An 18,393-nucleotide genomic window follows, 5' to 3' on the forward strand; every position below is an offset into this window, starting at 1 on the left:
CAGACGGAACTCCGTGGCCCCGCCCCCGTCCTCACGCGCCTGCGGTCACCTCAGGTGCGAGGTGTCGTTCAGGAGCCGTACGGACGCGTTGCCGTCCGCGTAGTACGCCACCGCCGACAGCGAGGCCGCCGACAGCTCCATCCGGAACAGGGACTCCGGCGGCGCGCCGAGGGCCAGCCGGACCAGGGTCTTGATGGGCGTGACGTGCGTGACGAGGAGGACCGTACGGCCCGCGTACGTGGCGGTCAGCCGGTCCCTGGTCGCCGAGACGCGGCGGGAGACGGTCGCGAAGCTCTCGCCGCCGCCGGTCGGGGCGGCCTTCGGCGAGGCGAGCCAGGCGTCGAGGTCCTCGGCGTACCGCTCGCGCACCTCGGCGAAGGTCAGACCCTCCCAGGCGCCGAAGTCGGTCTCGCGGAGCCCGTCCTCGATCCGCACGTCCAGTCCGAGGCGAACGGCGACGGCCTCGGCGGTCTGGCGGCACCGCTTGAGCGGCGAGCTGACGATCTCCTGGATCGTCCCGCGCGCGGCGAGCGCGGCGGCGACGGCGTCCGCCTGGCGCAGTCCGGCGGCGGACAGCTCGGGGTCGGTGCCCCCGCTCCCGGAGAACCGCTTCTCGGGCGTGAGCGCGGTCTCGCCGTGCCGAAGCAGCACGAAGGTGGCCGGCGCACCCATGTCGGGCGCTCCCCACCCCGGGGCGCCGGCAGCCGCGGGACCGTGCGTCGCGCGGCCGGGGTGGGCGGCCGCGCCCGCCTCGGCCTCGAAGTCACCGCTCGCCGCGGACTCCCGCTCGGCGGTCGCGGCCGTGGCCAGCGAGGCGCGGGCCTGGGCCGCGAGGGTCTCGTCGGCGGCGAAGAGCCCGTCGTCGGCGCGGCCCCCACCGGAGCCCGTACCGATACCGGTACCGGACCCCGTACGCGTACCAGCAGCACCAGCACCAGCACCCGAAGCCGAACCGACACCCGCGCCCGCCAGCGCCGCTCGCGCGCGGGCCGCGCCCGCCGTCGCGTCGCCCGGAGGGCCCGAGGGCGCGACGGACGGCGCCGCCGGCCTGTCCAGGGCGGCCGTGGACGCCGACGGCTCCCACTGCCGGCCGCGCTTGCCCGCGTCCATCGCCTCGTTGGCGAGCCGGTCCGCGTGCTTGTTCTTCTCGCGCGGAATCCACTCGTAGCGGACCTGGCTCGCCGGGAAGACCCGGGCCGCCTCCGCCGCCAGCGGCTTCATGTCCGGGTGCTTGATCTTCCAGCGCCCCGACATCTGCTCGACGACCAGCTTGGAGTCCATCCGGACGTGCACCTTGGCGTCCGGGAACAGCTCGCGCGCCGCCTTGAGTCCGGCCACCAGGCCCTTGTACTCGGCGACGTTGTTCGTCGCGACGCCGATGTACTCGGCGCGCTCGGCGAGGGTCTCACCGGTGACCGGGTCCAGGACCACCGCACCGTAACCAGCGGGCCCCGGGTTGCCCCGCGAGCCTCCGTCCGCCTCGACGACGACCTCGCCGACCGCTCCGCTCCTGGCCGTCATTACAGGCCGGACTCCGACGTGCGGACCAGGATCCGACGGCAGTTCTCGCACCGCACCACCGCGTCCGGCGCGGCCGCGCGGACCTCGTTCAGCTCGGTGATGTTCAGCTCGATGTGGCAGCCCTCGCACTTGCGCTGGTACAGCCGGGCCGCGCCGACGCCGCCCTGCTGCTCGCGCAGCTTCTCGTAGAGCTTCAGCAGGTCCGCCGGCACGGAAGCGGCCACGAGCTCGCGCTCCTTGCCGATCGACGCGGCCTCGCTGTCGAACTCGGCCTGCGCGGCGTCGCGGCGGGCGGTCGCGTCGTCGGTCTTGGCCTGGACGGAGGAGGCCCGCTCGGTCAGCTCGGCGACCCGCTCGGCGGCGGACTCACGGCGCTCCATGACCTCCAGGACGATGTCCTCCAGGTCGCCCTGGCGCTTGGCGAGCGAGGTGATCTCGCGCTGGAGGTTCTCCAGGTCCTTCGGGGAGGAGACGGCGCCGGAGTCGAGGCGCTGCTGGTCCCGTACGGCGCGCTGGCGCACCTGGTCGACGTCCTGCTCGGCCTTGGTCTGCTCGCGGGCGCAGTCGCTCTCCTCGGTCTGCGCGGCGACGAGCAGGTCGCGCAGCTGCGTGAGGTCCTTGGTCAGCGACTCGATCTCGGCGTGCTCGGGAAGGGACTTGCGCTTGTGGGCGAGCTGCTGGAGACGGACGTCCAGGGCCTGGACGTCGAGGAGTCGGATCTGGTCGGCGGGCGCGGCGTTCAGTTGGGGGCTCCAGGGGAGGTGTGGTGGGAGGACCAGGGGTCGGTGACCGTCTTCGAGACGTGGACGCGCAGGTCCCAGCCGTGGCGGTCGGAAATCTCGTCGAGCTGGGCGGCGGCCTGCTGGCACCAGGGCCACTCGGTGGCCCAGTGGGCGGCGTCGACCAGTCCGATCGGACCGGAGGAAGGGTGGGTGGCCTGGGTGGCCTCGGACACCGGGTGGTGGCGGAGGTCGGCGGTGAGGAAGGCGTCCACGCCCGCGGCTCGCACGGCGTCGAAGAGGCTGTCGCCCGAGCCGCCGCTGACGGCGACCCGGCGGACCGTCATGCCCGGGTCTCCGGCGACCCGGATGCCCTGCGCGGTGGCGGGCAGCCGCTTCGCGGCGCGGGCCGCGAACTCGCCCAGTGTCTCGGCGTGGTCGAGCTCGCAGATCCGCCCCAGATTGTTCTCGGGGACCAGGGGGCCGACGACCCGCAGGTCGAGGGCGCCCGCGAGGGCGTCGGAGACGCCGGGGTCGGCGGTGTCGGCGTTGGTGTGCGCCACGTGCAGGGCGACGTCGTGCTTGATGAGCGTGTGCACGACCCGGCCCTTGAAGTGGGAGGCCGCGACCGTCGTCGTACCGCGCAGATAGAGCGGGTGGTGGGTGACGATCAGGTCGGCGCCGAGCGCGATCGCCTCGTCCGCGATCTCCTGGACGGGATCGACCGCGAAGAGGACACGCGTGATCTCGGCGTCGGGATCACCGCAGACCGTGCCGACGGCGTCCCACTGCTCGGCCCTCTCGGGCGGCCAGAGGGCGTCGAGCTCGGCGATGACTTCAGACAGACGGGGCACGAGGGAAAGGCTACCTGGCCCTCGCGCCCCGCCGTCCTGCCTGTGGACAACCATGGTCATCCGCGCACGACGCCCCTGGGCTGCCGCTCTCTACTTCTTCACGAGGTCGGCGCGCAGGTCGTCGAGGACGCTGTTCGCCGCGGTCACGCCGAGGCCCAGGTACCAGGTCTCGTCCGGAACGTCCTTGGCCTGACCTGCCTTGACCGCCTTCAGGTTCTTCCACAGCGGGTTGGCCTGGGCGGTGTCGCGCTTGGTGGCCTTCGGGTCTCCGTAGACGCCGGTGAAGATCCAGTCGGCGTCGGCCTGGTCGATCTTCTCGGGGCTGATCTCGGCGGCGAGGTCGTTGATCTGCTGGTTCTTGGGCCGGGGCAGGCCGGTGTCCTCCAGGATCGTGCCGATGAAGGACGCCTTGGCGTAGAGGCGGATCTTGCCCGGGAGGTAGCGGACCATGGAGATGGTCGGCTTGTTCGGGCCGATGTCGCCGCCGAGCTGCTTGGCCTTCGTCTCGTACGCGGCGAGCTTCGTCTTCGCGTCGGCGGTCTTGTCCAGGGCCGCGGCGTTGAGGAGGTAGTTCTCCTTCCACGTGAAGCCGGGGCGGATGGAGAAGACGGTGGGGGCGATCTTCGAGAGCTCGTCGTACTTGTCGGCGGCGCGCAGCTGGCTGCCGAGGATCAGGTCGGGCTCCAGGTTGGCGATCGCCTCGAGGTTGAGGTTGTTGATCGTGCCGACGGACTTGGGGGCGCCCGCGTCCTTCGCCAGGTACGTGGGGATGCCATCGTCCCCCTCGGCGGGGGCGTAACCGACGGGCTTGATGCCGAGCGAGACGACGTTGTCGAGCTCGCCGACGTCGAGGACGACGACCCGCTTCGGGGCGGCGGCGATCTCCGTCCTGCCGAGCGCGTGGGTGAGGGTGCGCGGGAACTGGCCGGGCTTGGCGTCCGTCCCCATCGCCGCCGTCTTCGCCGCCGCGTCGCCGAAGTCCTTGCCGCCCGTGGCGACGTCCTTCTTGGCGGCGCCCTCCTTCTTGTCCGAGGTGGCGGGCTTCTCGTCGGCGCCGCCTCCGCACGCCGCGAGGGACAGCGCGGCGGCGAGAGCGACGGCTGCGGCGGTGCCGCGGCGGCGGAGGGACATGAGAGCTGCTCCTGTACGGGTGCGGGAACGACGGCTCGGAGCCGTGCGCGGACCGGCGCGGGACAGGCCCACACCCGGACTCACAGGCTCCACTTAGGCCCGCCTTACCTTACGCATCGCTCACCTCGCCAGCACACCCGGCCCCCGCACCTCAGCAGAATCGATTCACGGCCACCCTTATGTGTGAAGTGACCGGGCTCGTGTTGTTCGGCAGGAAGTGCGAAAACTAGCTTCGGTGGCCGGAGGTGACGAGTCGATGACAGCCTGTGCCATCGAGGCAACGACGGACGACGGCGGCGCGGTGCGGCCTGCGCGATTCACGATCACGGCGAACGGGGCGTACGCGGCGCGGCTCGCCGGCACCGGGGACGCCCTGTACGCGGAGCGGTGGACGCTGGACGGTCCGGAGCCGTACGCCGTACCGCTCCCCCTCGACCAGCCCGAGGAAGCCCACACCCAGCTGCTGCCGCTCGCGGACGGGCGGGTCCTCGTCGGCCGCCGGGTCGACGGCCGCCGCCACACGTTCTCCCTTCTCTATCCGACGGGACCGGGGACCGGCCAACTCCCCCTGGGCGCCGTCGAGGCGGAGGAGCTCGTCCTGCTGCCGCCGTCCCCGGACGGCATCTGCGGCTACGCGATGTCCGTCGGCGCGGAGACTACGACGATCTGGCTGGTGGCGGGCGGGGCGTTCGGCCCCGAGCAGGTCGCGGAGGTCAAGGGCCGCTGCACGGGCGGCGTCTGGCTGGACCGTACGGGGCGGATGCTGGCCCTCGATCGGTGCCTCGACGGCGGCCCGGTGAAGGCGGTCGCGGTCGACCTGGAGCGCGGTGGCGAGGTGACTCCGCTGCTCCAGATCACCGAGGAGAGCGACGACCGGCTGCTGATGGCCGACCCGGACAGCGGGCTGCTGCTGATCCGCTCCGACGCCCCGTCCCCGGGGCACGAACGGCTCGGCTGGGGCGTGCTCGGCAGTCTGCTGCCGATCCGGTTCCCCGAGTGCCTGCGGCTGGACGACGCCGCGGTGACCCCCTTCGCCGTACAGCCGGGGCAGGTGCTGCTGCCGGAGAGCAGCTCGGTCGCGCTGCGGATCGACGCGGCGGCCGGGAGCTGGGTCGGGATGTGGCGGCCGGCCGGCCGCCGGATGCACCAACTGGCCGCGCCCGCGGGGTGGCTGGCCGGTTCGGGCGTCTGGACACCGGAGGGCGTGCTGCACCTGCCGTACGCGACGCAGGAGACGCCCTGCGGGCTCGCCGGACTGACCGTGCCGCCGGATCCGGAGCCGGTCGCGGTCACGGTCGAGCCGCGTGTCTGCCGACCCGTGCCGCTCCAGCAGGCTCCCCTCGCCGACCGCAAGGCCGCTGGTTAGAATCTCGGCCGCACGAGAACAGCGATCAATACGGGGTGAGTTCCACCATGTCGGAAGCGCGTACGGACGGGACGGAGTCGCAGGGCTCCGGAAAGCATCGCGGCGAGGCGGCGCCGTCGGAGGACTCCACGTCCTCCTCTCACGGCCGCCACCGCCGCGACGCGGAGCAGTAGCAGGGGCCCGAGCCCTCGCCTGAGCAGTCCAGCACGGAGTACGGCCCCGGGGTCACCCCCGGGGCCGTCTCCTTGCCGGCCCCCTCACCCCCGCTTCAGACCCAGGACCTCCGACGCCGCGAACGTCTCGCCCGCCGGGCGGCCCGCGTAGTGCGGGGACAGCACTCCGTCCAGCTCCTCGTACGTGAACGCGTCCTTCGCCGTGTCGAACTTCGCCGACACCTTGGGCCGCTCCACGATCGCCACCATCCCGCCGTGCACGACGAGCAGTTGGCCGTTGACGGCCGCCGCGGCCGGGGATGCCAGATAGCCGACGACCGGCGCCACGTGCTCCGGCGCCAGCGCGTCCAGCTCGCCCTCGCCCGGCTCCGCGAAGCCGGCGAAGACGTCCTGCGTCATCCGGGTCCGCGCCCGTGGGCAGATCGCGTTGGCCGTGACGCCGTACTTCGCCAGCGCCAGCGCCGTCGACGTCGTCAGGCCCACGATGCCGCCCTTGGCCGCCGCGTAGTTCGGCTGGCCCGCCGAGCCCGCGAGGAACGCCTCCGACGAGGTGTTGACGATCCGGCCGTACACGCCGGACTCCCCCGCCTTCGCCCGCCCCCGCCAGTGCACCGCCGCGAAGTGCGTGGTGTTGAAGTGGCCCTTGAGGTGGACCCGGATCACCGAGTCCCACTCCTCCTCGCTCATTGAGAAGACCATCCGGTCCCGCAGGATGCCCGCGTTGTTGACCAGGATGTCCAGCTTCCCGAACTCGCCCACCGCCAGGTCCACCAGGCCCCGCGCGGTCGCGAAGTCGGCGACGTCGCCCAGGTGCGCGATTGCCCGGCCGCCCGCCGCGCGGATCTCATCGGCGACCTCCTCGGCGGGCGCCGCCGAGGCCTCGCCGGAGCCGTCGCGCCCCGGCTGCCCGTAGTCGTTGACGACCACGGCCGCGCCCAGGCGGGCGAGTTCCAGCGCCTCGGCCCGGCCCAGGCCCCGGCCGGCGCCGGTGACGATGGCGCTCAGCCCCTCAAGTGGGAGTGACATCGGTGGGAGTCCTCTCAGATCTCGATGCAGGTGCGCAGCGCCACACCCGTACGCATCTGCTCCAGCGCCTCGTTGATTCCGGCGAGCGGTACCCGGTGGGTGATCAGGGACTCCAGGTCGATCCGGCCGGCCCGCCAGAGCGCGATGGCCCGCTCGTACGAGCGCAGCACGTCACCGCCCCCGTACATCGACGGCAGGATCCTCTTCTCGTCGAAGAACAGCTCGAACATGTTGAGCTGCAGGTAGTCGTCGAGCGCGCCCGCGCCGACCACGCAGAGGGTGCCGCCGCGCCGGGTCGTCTCGTACGCGGTACGGGCGGTGGCGGACTTGCCGACGACCTCGAAGACGTAGTCGAAGCCCTCGCCCGCCGTGACGCGCTGTTTGGCGTCGGCGAGCGCGTCGGGGGCGACGGCCTCGGTCGCGCCGAAGCGCAGCGCGGCCTCGCGGCGGGACTCGACCGGGTCGACGGCGACGATCTGGGCGGCGCCCTGGAGCTTGGCGCCCTGGATCGCGGAGATCCCGACGCCGCCGCAGCCGATGACGGCGACCGACGAACCGGCCTCCACCTTCGCCGTGTTGATCGCCGCGCCGAGTCCGGTGGTCACGCCGCAGCCGATGAGCGCGGCGATGTCGAAGGGCACGTCGTCGGGGATCGGGACGGCGCAGCCGGCGTCGACGACGACCTCCTCGGCGAACGTGCCGGTCCCCGCGAATCCGAAGACCTCCCCGCCGGGCCTACGGAAGTTGGGGGTGCCGGCGTTGACGAAGCCGGCCAGGCAGAGCTGGGTCTGGCCGCGCTTGCAGGCCGGACAGCTGCCGCAGGCGGGCAGCCAGCACAGCAGCACCCGCTGGCCCTCGGTCAGGCCGGTGACGCCGTCGCCGACGTCGACGACCTCGCCCGCGCCCTCGTGGCCGGGGATGAACGGCGCGGGCTGCGGGAGCACGCCGTTCATGGCGGAGACGTCGGAGTGGCACAGTCCGGTCGCCCTGACCCGTATCTTCACCCTGCCGGGGCCGAATCCCACCGCCTCGACGTCGTCGAGGACCTCCAGTTTGTCCTGGCCGATCTCGTGCAGTACGGCTGCGCGCATGGTGCGGCTCCAATCACGAATACTCGACGAGGGTGTCGGCGAGCACGGGAGCGTCCTCGCGCTCCACGGCCGTGACCGACACCTGGACGCGGCCGTCACCGGTCCACATCCGGATACGCAGGCTCTCGCCCGGGAAGACGATCCCGGCGAAGCGGGTGCGGTACGAGCGGACGCGTGCGACGTCCCCGCCGAGCACCGTGTCCACCACCGCCTTGAGGGTCATGCCGTAGGTGCAGAGTCCGTGCAGGATCGGCCGGTCGAATCCGGCGAGCGCGGCGAACTCCGGGTCGGCGTGGAGCGGGTTCCAGTCGCCGGAGAGCCGGTACAGCAGCGCCTGGTCGTCCCGTACGGGACGCTCGACGGTCTTGTCGGGGTCGCGGTCCGGGAGTTCGAGCCGCTCGGAGGGTCCGCGGTCGCCGCCCCAGCCGCCCTCTCCCCGGACGAAGATCTGCGCGTCGCTGGTCCACAGCGGGCCGTCGTCGTCGGCGACCTCGGAGCGCAGCACGAGGACGGCCGCCTTGCCCTTGTCGTGGACGGCGGCGACGCGGGAGGTGGTGACGGCCCTGCCCCTGACGGGGACCGGCCGGTGGAGGGTGATCGACTGGCCTCCGTGCAGGACGGCGGCAAGGTCGATGTCGATGCCGGGCGCGGAGAGCCCGCCGACGACTCCCATCCCGGCGCCGGCGACGGTGGCGAAGCTGGGCAGGACGTGGAGCCGGGATTCGAGGGTGTAGCGGAGCTCGCCGGGGTCGGTCGCCGGGGTGCCGGCGCCCAGTCCCAGGTGGTAGAGCTGGACGTCCTTGTGGTCCCAGGTGATCTCGGCGCTGCGGGGCTCGGCGGCGACGGCCTTGGCGGCATCAATGGGCATGGGGATGCTGCTCCTTGGAGTGTGGAAGACCTCGGTGCGACCGTCCGCACCGTCGGCCGCACCGAGGCCGTGCGGGGACCGGCCCGTACGCGCCCGTTCCGTTCTAGAACGCGTTCTAGGTCGGTGATCCTCATGTATAGCCGAGCCCGGATGACTTGAGAACCCCTCGGACGGCCAGATCTGACGGCACGTCAGCTCAAGTTCTTCGGCGGGCGAGGAGGACCACCAGGAACTGCCTCTACGACCTCCGGAGCATCGTCACGACCGCCGCTCCGCCGAGGCCGATGTTGTGTGCGAGGCCGACGCGCGCCCCCGCGACCTGGCGCGGGCCCGCCTCGCCCCGTAGCTGCCAGACCAGTTCGGCCGCCTGGGCGAGACCGGTGGCACCCAGCGGGTGGCCCTTGGAGATCAGCCCGCCGGACGGGTTCACGACCCAGCGGCCGCCGTACGTCGTCGCGCCGGACTCGACGAGCTTCCCGGAGGCGCCGTCCTCGCACATGCCGAGGGCCTCGTAGGTCAGCAGCTCGTTGATGGAGAAGCAGTCGTGGAGTTCCACGACGTCCACGTCCTCGATGCCGAGGCCGGACCTCTCGTAGACCTGCCGGGCCGCCGCGCGGGACATGGGGCGTCCGACGGCATCGATGCAGGACCCGGACGCGAACGAGTCCTCGGTGTCCGTGGTCATGGCCTGCGCGGCGATCTCGACGGCCTTGTCGTGCAGCCCGTGCTCGACCACGAAGCGTTCCGACACCACGACCGCCGCCGCCGAGCCGTCGGAGGTGGGCGAGCACTGGAGCTTGGTCAGCGGCCGGTGGATGGTCTTTGCGGCGAGGATCTCGTCGACCGTGTACACGTCCTGGAACTGGGCGCGGGGGTTGTTCGCCGAGTGCTGGTGGTTCTTGGCGCCGACGGCCGCGAGCTGGGCCTCCGTCGTCCCGTACCGCTCCATGTGCTCCCGGGCCGCGTTGCCGAAGATCTGCGCGGTGGGCGGGCTCATCTCGAAGCCGTGGGCGGCGGCCATGATCCCGTAGTGCCGGGCGACCGGGGACGTCTTGAAGTTCCCGCCGTCCGATCCTCCGCCCAGCGCCCCGCGCGCCATCTTCTCGAAGCCGAGCGCGAGAACGCAGTCGCTGATCCCGCCCTCCACGAACTGCCGGGCCATCATCAGCGCCGTCGACGCCGTCGCACAGTTGTTGTTGACGTTGTAGACGGGCACGCCGGTGAGGCCCAGTTCGTACGCGGCGCGCTGCCCGGCCGTGGAGGCCTGGAAGCAGTGGCCGACGGGGACCTGCTCGACCCGGTCGTAGGTGATCCCGGCATCGGCGAGCGCCGCCGTCCCCGCTTCCTTCGCCATGTCCCAGTACTGCCAGTCGCGCGTCTCGGGCTTCTCGAACTTCGTCATCCCGACGCCGACGATGTACGCCTTTCCCATCTCCGGTTCCCCCTCAGTCTCTGGGCAGGCCGAGCAGGCGCTCGGCGACGACATTGAGCTGGACCTGCGTGGTGCCGCCCGCGATGGTGAGGCAGCGGGACATGAGCAGCCCGTGGACGGCCCGCTCCCCCGCCCCTTCGCGCACGGCGCCCTCGGGGCCGAGCAGTTCGAGCGTGAGCTCGGCGAGTCTCTGCTGGTGGACGGTCTGGACGAGCTTGCGCACGCTGGCCCCCGCGCCCGGTTCGAGGCCGGAGACCTGGAGCATCGTGGTGCGCAGGCCGATGCAGGCGAGCGCGTGGGCCTCGGCGGCCAGGGCGCCGATCCGTACGCGTACGGCGCTGTCGGCACCGGCCGCCCGCTCGATCAGCGCTTCGAGCCCGGAGTCGAAGGCGACCTGGTCGGCCATGTGGACGCGCTCGTTGCCGAGGGTGTTGCGGGCCACGCGCCAGCCGTCGTTCACCTCGCCGACGACGGCGTCGGCCGGAAGCGGCGCGCCGTCGAAGAACACCTCGTTGAAGAGCGAGTCGCCGGTGATCTCCTTCAGCGGCCGGATGTCGATCCCGGGGGTGTTCTTCATGTCGACGAGGAAGTACGTGAGCCCCTGGTGCTTGGGGGCGTCGGGGTCGGTACGGGCGAGCAGGATGCCGTGGTCGGCCCATTGGGCGGCGCTCGTCCACACCTTCTGGCCGGTGATCCGCCAGCCCCCGTCCTCGGTCCGTTCCGCCTTCGTACGCAGGGAGGCGAGGTCGGAGCCGGCGCCCGGCTCGGAGAAGAGCTGGCACCAGAGCAGGTCGCCCCGCAGGGTGGGGGCGAGGTAGCGCTCCTGCTGTGCGGCCGTCCCGTACGCGAGGAGGGAGGGGACGACCCAGGTGGCGATCCCGAGCGCGCCGAGCGTGACGTTCGCCGCTTCCAGCTCCCGTTGCACGGCGAGCTGGTGCAGCGGTCCGGCGCCGAGGCCGTACGGCTCGGGCAGGTGCGGGGCGGCGTAGCCGGTGGCGGCGAGGGCGCGGCGGGCGGCGCCCGGGTCGAGGCCGACGGCGGGCGCGATCGCCTCGCGCGCGGCGGCGCGGAACGCGTCGGCCTCGGGCGGCAGTTCGAGCCGCAGCTCGCGCCGGACGCCGTCGGCGGCGAGCCGGACGGCATGGGCCCGGTGGGTGTCACCGGCGCCGAGGAGCTGGCGGGCGACGAGGGCGCGGCGCAGCGGGAGGTGGGCGTCGTGCTCCCAGGTGAAGCCGATGCCGCCGAGGATCTGGATGCAGTCCTTGGCGCAGCTGTAGGCGGCGTCGAGGGCGGTGGCGGCGGCCAGGGCCGCGACGAGGGAGCGTGCGTCGTCCTCGGTGGCCCGGGCGGCGTCCCAGGCGAGGGCGCGGGCCTGCTCGACCCGTACGAGCATGTCGGCGCAGAGGTGCTTGACCCCCTGGAACTGCCCGATGGGCCGCCCGAACTGTTCACGTGTTCTGGCGTACTCGGTCGCCGTCTCCAGCGCCCGGGCGGCGGTCCCGCAGGCGTCGGCGGCGAACAGCACGGCGGCCAGTTCCGGTACGAGGGTGGGATCGAGGTCCAGGACCCGGTCGGGGGGCACGTGGGTGCCGTCGGCGGTGACCTCGGCGGTCGGCCGGGTCGGGTCGGCGCTCTCGTGCGGGCGGACGGCGAGGGCGTCGGCGTCCACGGCGAGCCATACGGTGCCGTGGGGGGCGCGCGCGGGGACGATCAGCAGGTCGGCCTGCGCGGCGCCGAGGACGGGCGGGGCGGTGCCGTCGAGCACGAGGCCGCCTTCGGCGGGGGACGGGGCGGCGGTGAGGCTGCCCGGGCCGAGGGCGACGGCCGCGATCCGGGCGCCGCTCGCGAGCTCGGCGACCAGGCCGCCGGCACCGGCGCGGCGCAGGATCTCCCCGGCGAGCACGGAGGGCAGGTACGGCCCCGGCACGAGCGCCAGCGCGGCCTCTTCGAGCACGACGGCCAGATCGACGAGCTCGCCGCCCCCGCCCCCGTACTCCTCGGGCAGATGGACCCCGAGCAGCCCCTGCTCGGCGAGCCCGTCCCAGTACCCGGGCCGCCCCACCCCGCTCTCGGCGGGCGCGTCGAGAAGCTTCCGCACGTCCTCAGGGGGTACGACCCGGGCGAACCAGCCGCGCACGGCCTGGGCCAACTCCCGCTGCTCTTGCGTGATTCCTATGCCCATGGCTCGCAGACTAGAACACGTTCCAATCTGACGGAAGGTCAGGAGACGATCGATCGGCGGTTCCGCCACGCGGGGGGCGAGCAGGCCGACTCGGGACGTCAAGGCGGGCCTCACGCCAGACATTGGAGTACGGTCCAAGGTCAAGCCCATGACTCACAAGCCCACGACGCTACGGAGGAGCCATGCGCATCGGAGAGTTGGCCGACCAGGCCGGCACGACGACGGACACCATCCGCTTCTACGAGAAGGTCGGCCTGATCGAGAGCCGACGGCTTGCCAACGGATATCGCGACTTTCCCCCCGAGGCGCTGCCCTGGCTGCACTACGTCCGCACCGCGCAGACGCTCGGGTTCTCCCTCGCGGAGATCGCCCGGACCGGAGAGGACCTGCGGGACGCGCCGGACGCCGCGGCAGCGCTGTCCGCGCTGTTCAGGGAGAAGATCCAGCTGATCGACGCCCGCATGTCCGAACTCGCCGCCCTACGGGAGGAGCTCACCACCCGCGTCGACTCACCCCTCCGGCCGCCGGCCCAGGCCTCCCCGCGGGACTGAGCCGTCCTGACCGAGGAGGCGGCGGAGCCAGCGGGTGCGGGTGGCACGGGCGTCCTGGCTGACGGCGGCGAGCGGCGCGATGCCGTCGAAGGCGTGGTAGGCGCCCGGCACGACGTGGAGTTCGGCCTGACCGCCGGACCGCCAGATCGTGTCGGCGTAGGCGATGTCCTCGTCCCGGAACATCTCGGCCGATCCGACCTCGATGTAGGCCGGTGGGAGACCGGAGAGGTCCGTCGCGCGCGAGGGCGCCGCGTGGGGCGGGACGTCCGCCGAGCCGTGGAGGTCGCCGAGGTACGCCTGCCAGGCCGTCGTGTGCGTGAGGACGTCCCCGAGGTCCAGGCCCGACATCTGGTGGCTGGAGAAGGTGTCCACGCGGTCGTCGAGCATCGGACACAGGAGCAGCTGCCCCCGCGCCACCGGGCCGCCCCTGTCCCGGGCCAGCAGGGCGAGGGCGGCGGCGAGCCCGCCGCCCGCGCTCTTGCCGCCGATGACGATCCGGTCCGGGTCGATGCCCAGCTCGGCCGCGTGCCCCACCGCCCAGACGAGCCCGGCGTAACAGTCCTCCAACGGGCCCGGATACCGCGTCTCCGGCGCCAGCCGGTACTCGACCGAGAGGACGGCCAGCTCCAGGGGATCGGCCCACTCGGTCAGGATGCGCGGCAGCACGGACCACGCGTTGCCCATGATCATGGCGCCCCCGTGCATGTAGTAGAGCAGCGGCAGGGGCCGCCCGGCGGTGCCGGCCGGCCGCGCGCTCACGAGGGTCACCTCCGGTGCGCCCTGCGGACCCGGCACGCGCAGCTCCGCCACCTCGAAGCGGCCGTCGGCGCGCAGCTCCTCGGCCGTCGGCCGGGGCCGCGAGGCGGCGTCCCGCTCCCGCCGGGCCACGAGGTTCTCCGGGGTGATGGGCGCCAGCGACTCCGGGTCCAAGGACTCCAGCGCGCGGGCCAGTTCGGGGTCGAAGGGGGGCGCCGTCCTCGGTGCGTGGGAGTCCATGCCGAGCAGCCAATCACACCGCACGCCACCGGAGACCCGGGCTCCCCGGGGGCGTGCCTGTGGTTCGCGTGGGGTGCGTAGGGCACGATGGGCGCTCGCACCTGCGTACCCGCCAGTAGGAGGACCCATGCCCGCGCCCGAGATCCTCGCCGCCTTCGAGGCAGCCAAGGGCTTCATGCCCCTCGACGAGGGGCTCGCACTGCACGCCGCCGCCACGGAGGCCGGCAAGCTGGGGCTGCCGCTGCTGGAGGTCGGGACGTACTGCGGGCGCTCCACGATCCTGCTCGCGGACGCGGCCCGCGCGGCCGGGACGGTCGCGGTGACCGTCGACCACCACCGGGGCAGCGAGGAGCAGCAGCCGGGGTGGGAGTACCACGACCCGACCGTCGTCGACCCCGAGGTCGGCCTGATGGACACCCTGCCCACCTTCCGCCGGACGCTGCGCAAGGCGGGCCTGGAGGAGCACGTGATCGCCGTCGTCGGCCGCTCCCCGCAGGTCGCCAAGGTCTGGGCGGGCGAGCTGGGCCTCGTCTTCGTCGACGGCGGGCACACCGACGAGCACGCGACCAACGACTACGAGGGCTGGGCGCCCAAGGTCGCCGCCGGCGGCCTGCTCGTCATCCACGACGTCTTCCCGAACCCGGAGGACGGCGGCCAGGCCCCGTACCGCATCTACCTCCGCGCCCTGGAGTCCGGCGACTTCGAGGAGGTCTCGGTCACCGACTCCCTCCGTGTGCTGCGCCGCCTCTAGTAGCCGAACCGGGACGTCACGTACAGACAGTTCGTGTAGCTGTATCCCGGCTCGATCTTCGCCGTGCTCGACTTGTCCGCCGCCGACAGCGCACCCGCCGTCCCCGACCGCTTCTGCAGGAAGTGGTAGTCGCCGGCGGGCAGCATCAGCGTCGCCTTGGGGTACTTGGACGACGGCCCGGAGCACACCTTGGGCTTGGCGGCGCCCCGCGCGAGGATGTCCCCGTACGTCGTGCAGCTCCCGCACGCCTTCAGCGTGACCCGGCCCGTCACCGGCCCGGTGTAGAGCAGCTCGACCTCGCCGGGGCCGTCGTTGGACACGACCATGACCATCCGTGAGCCGCCGGGCGGGGTGGCGGACGGCAGCCGCGCGCCCGCCGCCGGCGTCTCGGCGGCTATCTCGGCGGCGATCGCGATCGACCGCGCGTGGGCGACCTGCGGGCTGTCCGGGTACTGCTCGACGTACTCCGTCATCGCCTGGACGGCCTGGCTGAACTCCTTGTCCTCGAACTGCTCGACCCCGCAGGCGAAGTCGCCCTTCTGGATCTCCTTGCCCGTGTCGGCCGAGACGGCGGCGAAGGTGGCCTTCGGCAGCAGGTCGACGGTGGTGCGGAAACGCTCCAGTTCGACGACGGCCGCGCAGGGGTCCGTGCCGCCGTCGGCGATCGCGGCGGACCGGGTCCGCAAGGCCTCCCGGACCGTGGGCTCGACGTTCTTGGCGTACGAGGAGTCGGGGAACGTCGACAGCAGCGCGTTCAGGTGGTCCCCGGCCGTCGTCCCGGTGCCCGCGCCGGCGAGTCCGCTGATCCCGCACTCGTACCAGGAGTGGGCCAGCGGGTCGTCCGCCTTGCCCGTCAGCCCGTCGACGAGGTCGCGGTCCACGGCCTGCGGCAGGGCGCGCAGATGCTGCAGACCCGGGACGGCCTCGCAGTACTTCTTCTGCGTGTACGGAGCGGAGACGGACGCGTAGTAGTCCGCGAGCCGGTCGGGGACGAGGCGGCCCGCCCGCGAACCGGCGTGCTCGGTGCCGAGCTCCTGATAGACGGCGAGCGCCTTGCGGTACGTGTGCTCCGCGCCGCTGAAGCTCTGGCCCTCCACCGACTTCACCTGCTCGTCCGCCCCCGCGAGCCGGGCCAGCAGCGACCGCTCCACCGCCTCGTCGCGCGCCGCGCCGTAGGCGACGGAGCCGCCGACCGGCACCGCGAGCAGGACGAGCCCGAGCGCCAGGGGAAGCGCGAGCCGCCGCATCCCGGGCCCTGCCCCTGTCGCGCCGGCGCCCAGGGCGAGCGGGGCGCGCAGACCGCGCCGGGCTCCGTCGACTGCCGCGGCCAGCAGGAACGCGCCGTACCCGACGAGGACGCCGGTGGGCACTCCGTCCACGTCGGCGGGCAGCGCCACCAGCAGCAGCACGGCCGTCGCGAGCCAGCAGACGGCGGCGAGGATCCACTGCTTGAGCAGGACGTAGCCGAGCCCCAGACAGGACAGGTTCAGTAATCCGACAAGGACTGCCTGCGCCGGGTTCGAAGGTGGCGGTGGTGAGGGCGGCGCCGGCACGGCCGGCGGCTCCGCGGGCGGCGGCGGAACCACAGGCCCGGCGCCGTGAGGCGCTCCAGGCACCCCCGGTGTCCCAGGCGCCCCCCGCACCCCCTCCGCCCCTGCCGTTCCGCCAGCCCCAGATGTCCCCGGAGCCCCATACGCCCACGGCGTCTCAGAGACCCCTCGCGGGTCCGGTTCCCCCGCCTGACGTGCGTCGTTCGGCTCTTCCCCCGCCACAGTTCCCCCCACGGTCCGTGCGTGCTCTCTGCATACCCCCCACGCGGCCTTCACAGTCCCGCCGCGTCGACCGAACACCCACCGCAACCTCCGACTAGAGTCGCAAGGTGCCGTACGACCACCGAACCATGCGCGCCCTCGCCGGAGCCCTCACCGCCTGCGCCGCCCTCCCGGCGCTCGCCGGCTGCGGCAGCGGCTCGAACGCCGCCGCGCCGAAGGCCACCGACGCCAAGGCGACGACGAGCGCCCCCACCCGTACGCCCGCCCTCCCGCTCGCCGGTCGCACGATCGTGATCGACCCCGGCCACAATCCCGGCAACTTCCGTCACTCCCGGGATATCAACCAGAAGGTTGATATCGGCACAGGCCGCAAGGAATGCGACACCACCGGCACCTCCACCGACGCCGATTACACCGAAGCCGCATTCACCCTCGATGTTTCACACCGCCTGCGCGATCTCCTCAAGGCCCAGGGCGCGAAGGTCCTCCTCACCCACGACGCCGACCGCCCCTTCGGCCCCTGCATCGACGAGCGCGCCCGGACCGGCAACGCCGCCCGCGCCGACGCCGTCGTCTCCGTGCACGCCGACGGTTCCGCCACCGGCAACCGCGGTTTCCACGTGATCGTGCCCGCGCGGGTCAGCTCCGGCAGCGCCGACACCACGAAGATCGTCGGCCCCTCCCGTACCCTCGGCGAGGCCGTCGTCCGGCACTTCGCCCGCGCGACCGGCACCGCCCCCGCCAACTACCTCGGCGACGGCACGGGGTTGGATGTCCGCGACGATCTCGGGGGCCTCAATCTCTCGACCGTGCCCAAGGTCTTCGTCGAATGCGGCAATATGCGTGATCCGAAGGACGCCGCACTCCTCTCGAATGCGGCATGGCGCCAGAAAGCGGCGCGGGGAATCGCGGACGGCATCGGGACCTACCTCAAGGGGTAGTACCGACGGGCGATAGATTCCCTCCGTACGATAGGGGGCCGCCCCCGTGCTTCGCGCCACCCCGACGAGACGACCCGACGAAGGATTCTTACGTGAATATCCGCTCCCTCACTCGAGGCGATGGCGTTCTGATCGGTGCAGCGGTGGTGCTGTTCATCGCCTCGTTCCTCGACATCAGCGGCTGTGACGCCAGCCCCGAGATCTGCAACCAGGTTCCGAGCACGAACTCCTGGGAGGCCTCGCCCCTCGGCTGGGGCGCCTTCTTCCTCGGCATCGCGGGCGCCGCGCTCGTCGTGTACGCGCGCACGCTTCCGCAGCCCCGCAAGGTCGTGGGTCTGGAGCTGGGCCAGATCGGCGTCGCGTTCACCGTGGCCTCGGCCTGGAACGTGCTGATGTGGATGTTCGAGTCGAACAACGCCGGTGCCGGTCTCATCCTCGGCCTGATCGCCTCCCTGATCCTGGCCGCCGCGGCCGTCGCCGCGCCGCTGGTCCCCGCCCTCAAGGGCCCCCTCCTGAGCGCCCCGAAGCCGCAGGCCCCGCAGCCGTACGGCATGCAGCCTGGCCAGCCCGCCCAGCAGGGCGTCCCCGGTGGCTACGGCTACCCGGGCGCCCCGCAGCCCTACGGCGCCCAGCCGCAGCCGTACGGCGGTCAGCCGCAGCCCGACCCGCAGGGCCAGGCCCCCGCCCCGCAGCAGACCGCCGCGCAGACGCAGGGCCAGCAGCCGGCCGGCGACTTCGCCCCGTTCTGGTTCGCGGTCCCGGTCGCCCGTCCGCTGTACGCGGAGGACGGCTCGCCGACCCCCATCGCCGAACTGGCACCCGGTACCTGGTACCTGGCGGTCGAGCAGCGCGGCCCGGGCCTGATCGCCCAGACGCAGGACGGCCGCCGCGGCGTCCTCCAGGACACCACCGGCATCCAGCGCGGCTGATCGCCGCGCTCTGACGGAGCCGACGGCCCCTCGCCCGGAATCCCTTCCGGGCGGGGGGCCGTTGGCGTACAGTCCCGGAACGGATGACCT

16 protein-coding genes are annotated in these 18,393 nt (G+C 72.8%); 5 read left to right on the plus strand and 11 right to left on the minus strand.

The window, feature by feature from the left end:
• Positions 1–45: 45 nt before the first annotated feature.
• The 4 genes from ACWF79_RS06480 to ACWF79_RS06495 form a co-directional block, all read right to left on the minus strand.
• Positions 46–1,521 carry a bifunctional RNase H/acid phosphatase gene (locus ACWF79_RS06480; protein WP_453726914.1) on the minus strand — a complete coding sequence of 492 codons (1,476 nt, stop codon included), beginning with the start codon at positions 1,519–1,521 and terminating at the stop codon, positions 46–48.
• Positions 1,521–2,264: a zinc ribbon domain-containing protein gene (locus tag ACWF79_RS06485; protein ID WP_453727188.1), complete on the minus strand. Its 744-nt coding sequence runs from the start codon at positions 2,262–2,264 to the stop codon at positions 1,521–1,523. Before ACWF79_RS06485 ends, ACWF79_RS06480 begins: the two co-directional genes overlap by 1 nt.
• The gene (locus tag ACWF79_RS06490) at positions 2,261–3,094 is read right to left on the minus strand and encodes a Nif3-like dinuclear metal center hexameric protein (protein WP_453726915.1); all 834 of its coding nucleotides are present in this window, start codon (positions 3,092–3,094) and stop codon (positions 2,261–2,263) included. The genes ACWF79_RS06485 and ACWF79_RS06490 overlap by 4 nt, the downstream gene beginning before the upstream one ends.
• Before the next feature lie 90 nt (positions 3,095–3,184).
• The gene (locus tag ACWF79_RS06495; RefSeq protein ID WP_453726916.1) at positions 3,185–4,225 is read right to left on the minus strand and encodes an ABC transporter substrate-binding protein; all 1,041 of its coding nucleotides are present in this window, start codon (positions 4,223–4,225) and stop codon (positions 3,185–3,187) included.
• Positions 4,226–4,481: 256 nt separating this feature from the next.
• Between ACWF79_RS06495 and ACWF79_RS06500 the strand changes: the two genes are divergently transcribed.
• Entirely contained in the window at positions 4,482–5,591 is a 1,110-nt protein-coding gene (locus tag ACWF79_RS06500; RefSeq protein ID WP_453726917.1) for a hypothetical protein, read from the plus strand.
• Between the two features lie 257 nt (positions 5,592–5,848).
• On the opposite strand, the gene ACWF79_RS06505 is transcribed toward ACWF79_RS06500, so the two are convergent.
• The 5 genes from ACWF79_RS06505 to ACWF79_RS06525 all read right to left on the minus strand — a co-directional run bounded on the left by ACWF79_RS06505 (position 5,849) and on the right by ACWF79_RS06525 (position 12,363).
• Entirely contained in the window at positions 5,849–6,790 is a 942-nt protein-coding gene (locus tag ACWF79_RS06505) for a 3-oxoacyl-ACP reductase (RefSeq protein ID WP_453726918.1), read from the minus strand.
• Positions 6,791–6,804: 14 nt separating this feature from the next.
• Positions 6,805–7,881, minus strand: a complete 1,077-nt coding sequence (locus ACWF79_RS06510) for a Zn-dependent alcohol dehydrogenase (protein WP_453726919.1) — start codon at positions 7,879–7,881, stop codon at positions 6,805–6,807.
• A 13-nt stretch (positions 7,882–7,894) separates the two neighbouring features.
• Positions 7,895–8,749, minus strand: a complete 855-nt coding sequence (locus tag ACWF79_RS06515; protein ID WP_453726920.1) for a MaoC/PaaZ C-terminal domain-containing protein — start codon at positions 8,747–8,749, stop codon at positions 7,895–7,897.
• 238 nt (positions 8,750–8,987) lie between these two features.
• A complete protein-coding gene (locus ACWF79_RS06520; RefSeq protein WP_453726921.1) occupies positions 8,988–10,181 on the minus strand; it encodes a lipid-transfer protein in 1,194 nt (397 codons plus the stop codon).
• A 13-nt stretch (positions 10,182–10,194) separates the two neighbouring features.
• Positions 10,195–12,363 carry an acyl-CoA dehydrogenase gene (locus tag ACWF79_RS06525; RefSeq protein ID WP_453726922.1) on the minus strand — a complete coding sequence of 723 codons (2,169 nt, stop codon included), beginning with the start codon at positions 12,361–12,363 and terminating at the stop codon, positions 10,195–10,197.
• A gap of 182 nt (positions 12,364–12,545) precedes the next feature.
• Between ACWF79_RS06525 and ACWF79_RS06530 the strand changes: the two genes are divergently transcribed.
• Positions 12,546–12,914, plus strand: coding sequence for a MerR family transcriptional regulator (locus ACWF79_RS06530; RefSeq protein WP_453726923.1), 369 nt, complete (start codon positions 12,546–12,548; stop codon positions 12,912–12,914).
• On the opposite strand, the gene ACWF79_RS06535 is transcribed toward ACWF79_RS06530, so the two are convergent.
• Positions 12,873–13,910 carry an alpha/beta hydrolase gene (locus tag ACWF79_RS06535; RefSeq protein WP_453726924.1) on the minus strand — a complete coding sequence of 346 codons (1,038 nt, stop codon included), beginning with the start codon at positions 13,908–13,910 and terminating at the stop codon, positions 12,873–12,875. The genes ACWF79_RS06530 and ACWF79_RS06535 overlap by 42 nt on opposite strands.
• A gap of 127 nt (positions 13,911–14,037) precedes the next feature.
• On the opposite strand from ACWF79_RS06535, the gene ACWF79_RS06540 reads away from it, so the two are divergent.
• Positions 14,038–14,661 (plus strand): class I SAM-dependent methyltransferase, encoded by a 624-nt coding sequence (locus ACWF79_RS06540; RefSeq protein ID WP_453726925.1) that lies wholly within the window; start codon positions 14,038–14,040, stop codon positions 14,659–14,661.
• Here the strand turns inward: ACWF79_RS06540 and ACWF79_RS06545 are convergent.
• A complete protein-coding gene (locus ACWF79_RS06545; protein WP_453726926.1) occupies positions 14,658–16,214 on the minus strand; it encodes a hypothetical protein in 1,557 nt (518 codons plus the stop codon). The two genes, ACWF79_RS06540 and ACWF79_RS06545, sit on opposite strands and share 4 nt — an antisense overlap.
• 326 nt (positions 16,215–16,540) lie before the next feature.
• On the opposite strand from ACWF79_RS06545, the gene ACWF79_RS06550 reads away from it, so the two are divergent.
• Together ACWF79_RS06550 and ACWF79_RS06555 are read left to right on the plus strand one after the other, a co-directional pair.
• Positions 16,541–17,374 (plus strand): N-acetylmuramoyl-L-alanine amidase, encoded by an 834-nt coding sequence (locus ACWF79_RS06550; RefSeq protein WP_453726927.1) that lies wholly within the window; start codon positions 16,541–16,543, stop codon positions 17,372–17,374.
• Between the two features lie 92 nt (positions 17,375–17,466).
• Entirely contained in the window at positions 17,467–18,303 is an 837-nt protein-coding gene (locus ACWF79_RS06555; protein WP_453726928.1) for a DUF5336 domain-containing protein, read from the plus strand.
• Positions 18,304–18,393 lie beyond the last annotated feature (90 nt).

Source organism: Streptomyces sp. NPDC054975 (assembly GCF_053609105.1).

Coding starts and splice junctions, on each gene's coding strand:
- ACWF79_RS06480 (WP_453726914.1), bottom strand. CDS start 1,521: ATGACGGCCAGGAGCGGAGCGGTCGGCGAGGTCGTCGTCGAGGCGGAC.
- ACWF79_RS06495 (WP_453726916.1), bottom strand. CDS start 4,225: ATGTCCCTCCGCCGCCGCGGCACCGCCGCAGCCGTCGCTCTCGCCGCC.
- ACWF79_RS06500 (WP_453726917.1), top strand. CDS start 4,482: ATGACAGCCTGTGCCATCGAGGCAACGACGGACGACGGCGGCGCGGTG.
- ACWF79_RS06505 (WP_453726918.1), bottom strand. CDS start 6,790: ATGTCACTCCCACTTGAGGGGCTGAGCGCCATCGTCACCGGCGCCGGC.
- ACWF79_RS06510 (WP_453726919.1), bottom strand. CDS start 7,881: ATGCGCGCAGCCGTACTGCACGAGATCGGCCAGGACAAACTGGAGGTC.
- ACWF79_RS06515 (WP_453726920.1), bottom strand. CDS start 8,749: ATGCCCATTGATGCCGCCAAGGCCGTCGCCGCCGAGCCCCGCAGCGCC.
- ACWF79_RS06520 (WP_453726921.1), bottom strand. CDS start 10,181: ATGGGAAAGGCGTACATCGTCGGCGTCGGGATGACGAAGTTCGAGAAG.
- ACWF79_RS06525 (WP_453726922.1), bottom strand. CDS start 12,363: ATGGGCATAGGAATCACGCAAGAGCAGCGGGAGTTGGCCCAGGCCGTG.
- ACWF79_RS06530 (WP_453726923.1), top strand. CDS start 12,546: ATGCGCATCGGAGAGTTGGCCGACCAGGCCGGCACGACGACGGACACC.
- ACWF79_RS06535 (WP_453726924.1), bottom strand. CDS start 13,910: ATGGACTCCCACGCACCGAGGACGGCGCCCCCCTTCGACCCCGAACTG.
- ACWF79_RS06540 (WP_453726925.1), top strand. CDS start 14,038: ATGCCCGCGCCCGAGATCCTCGCCGCCTTCGAGGCAGCCAAGGGCTTC.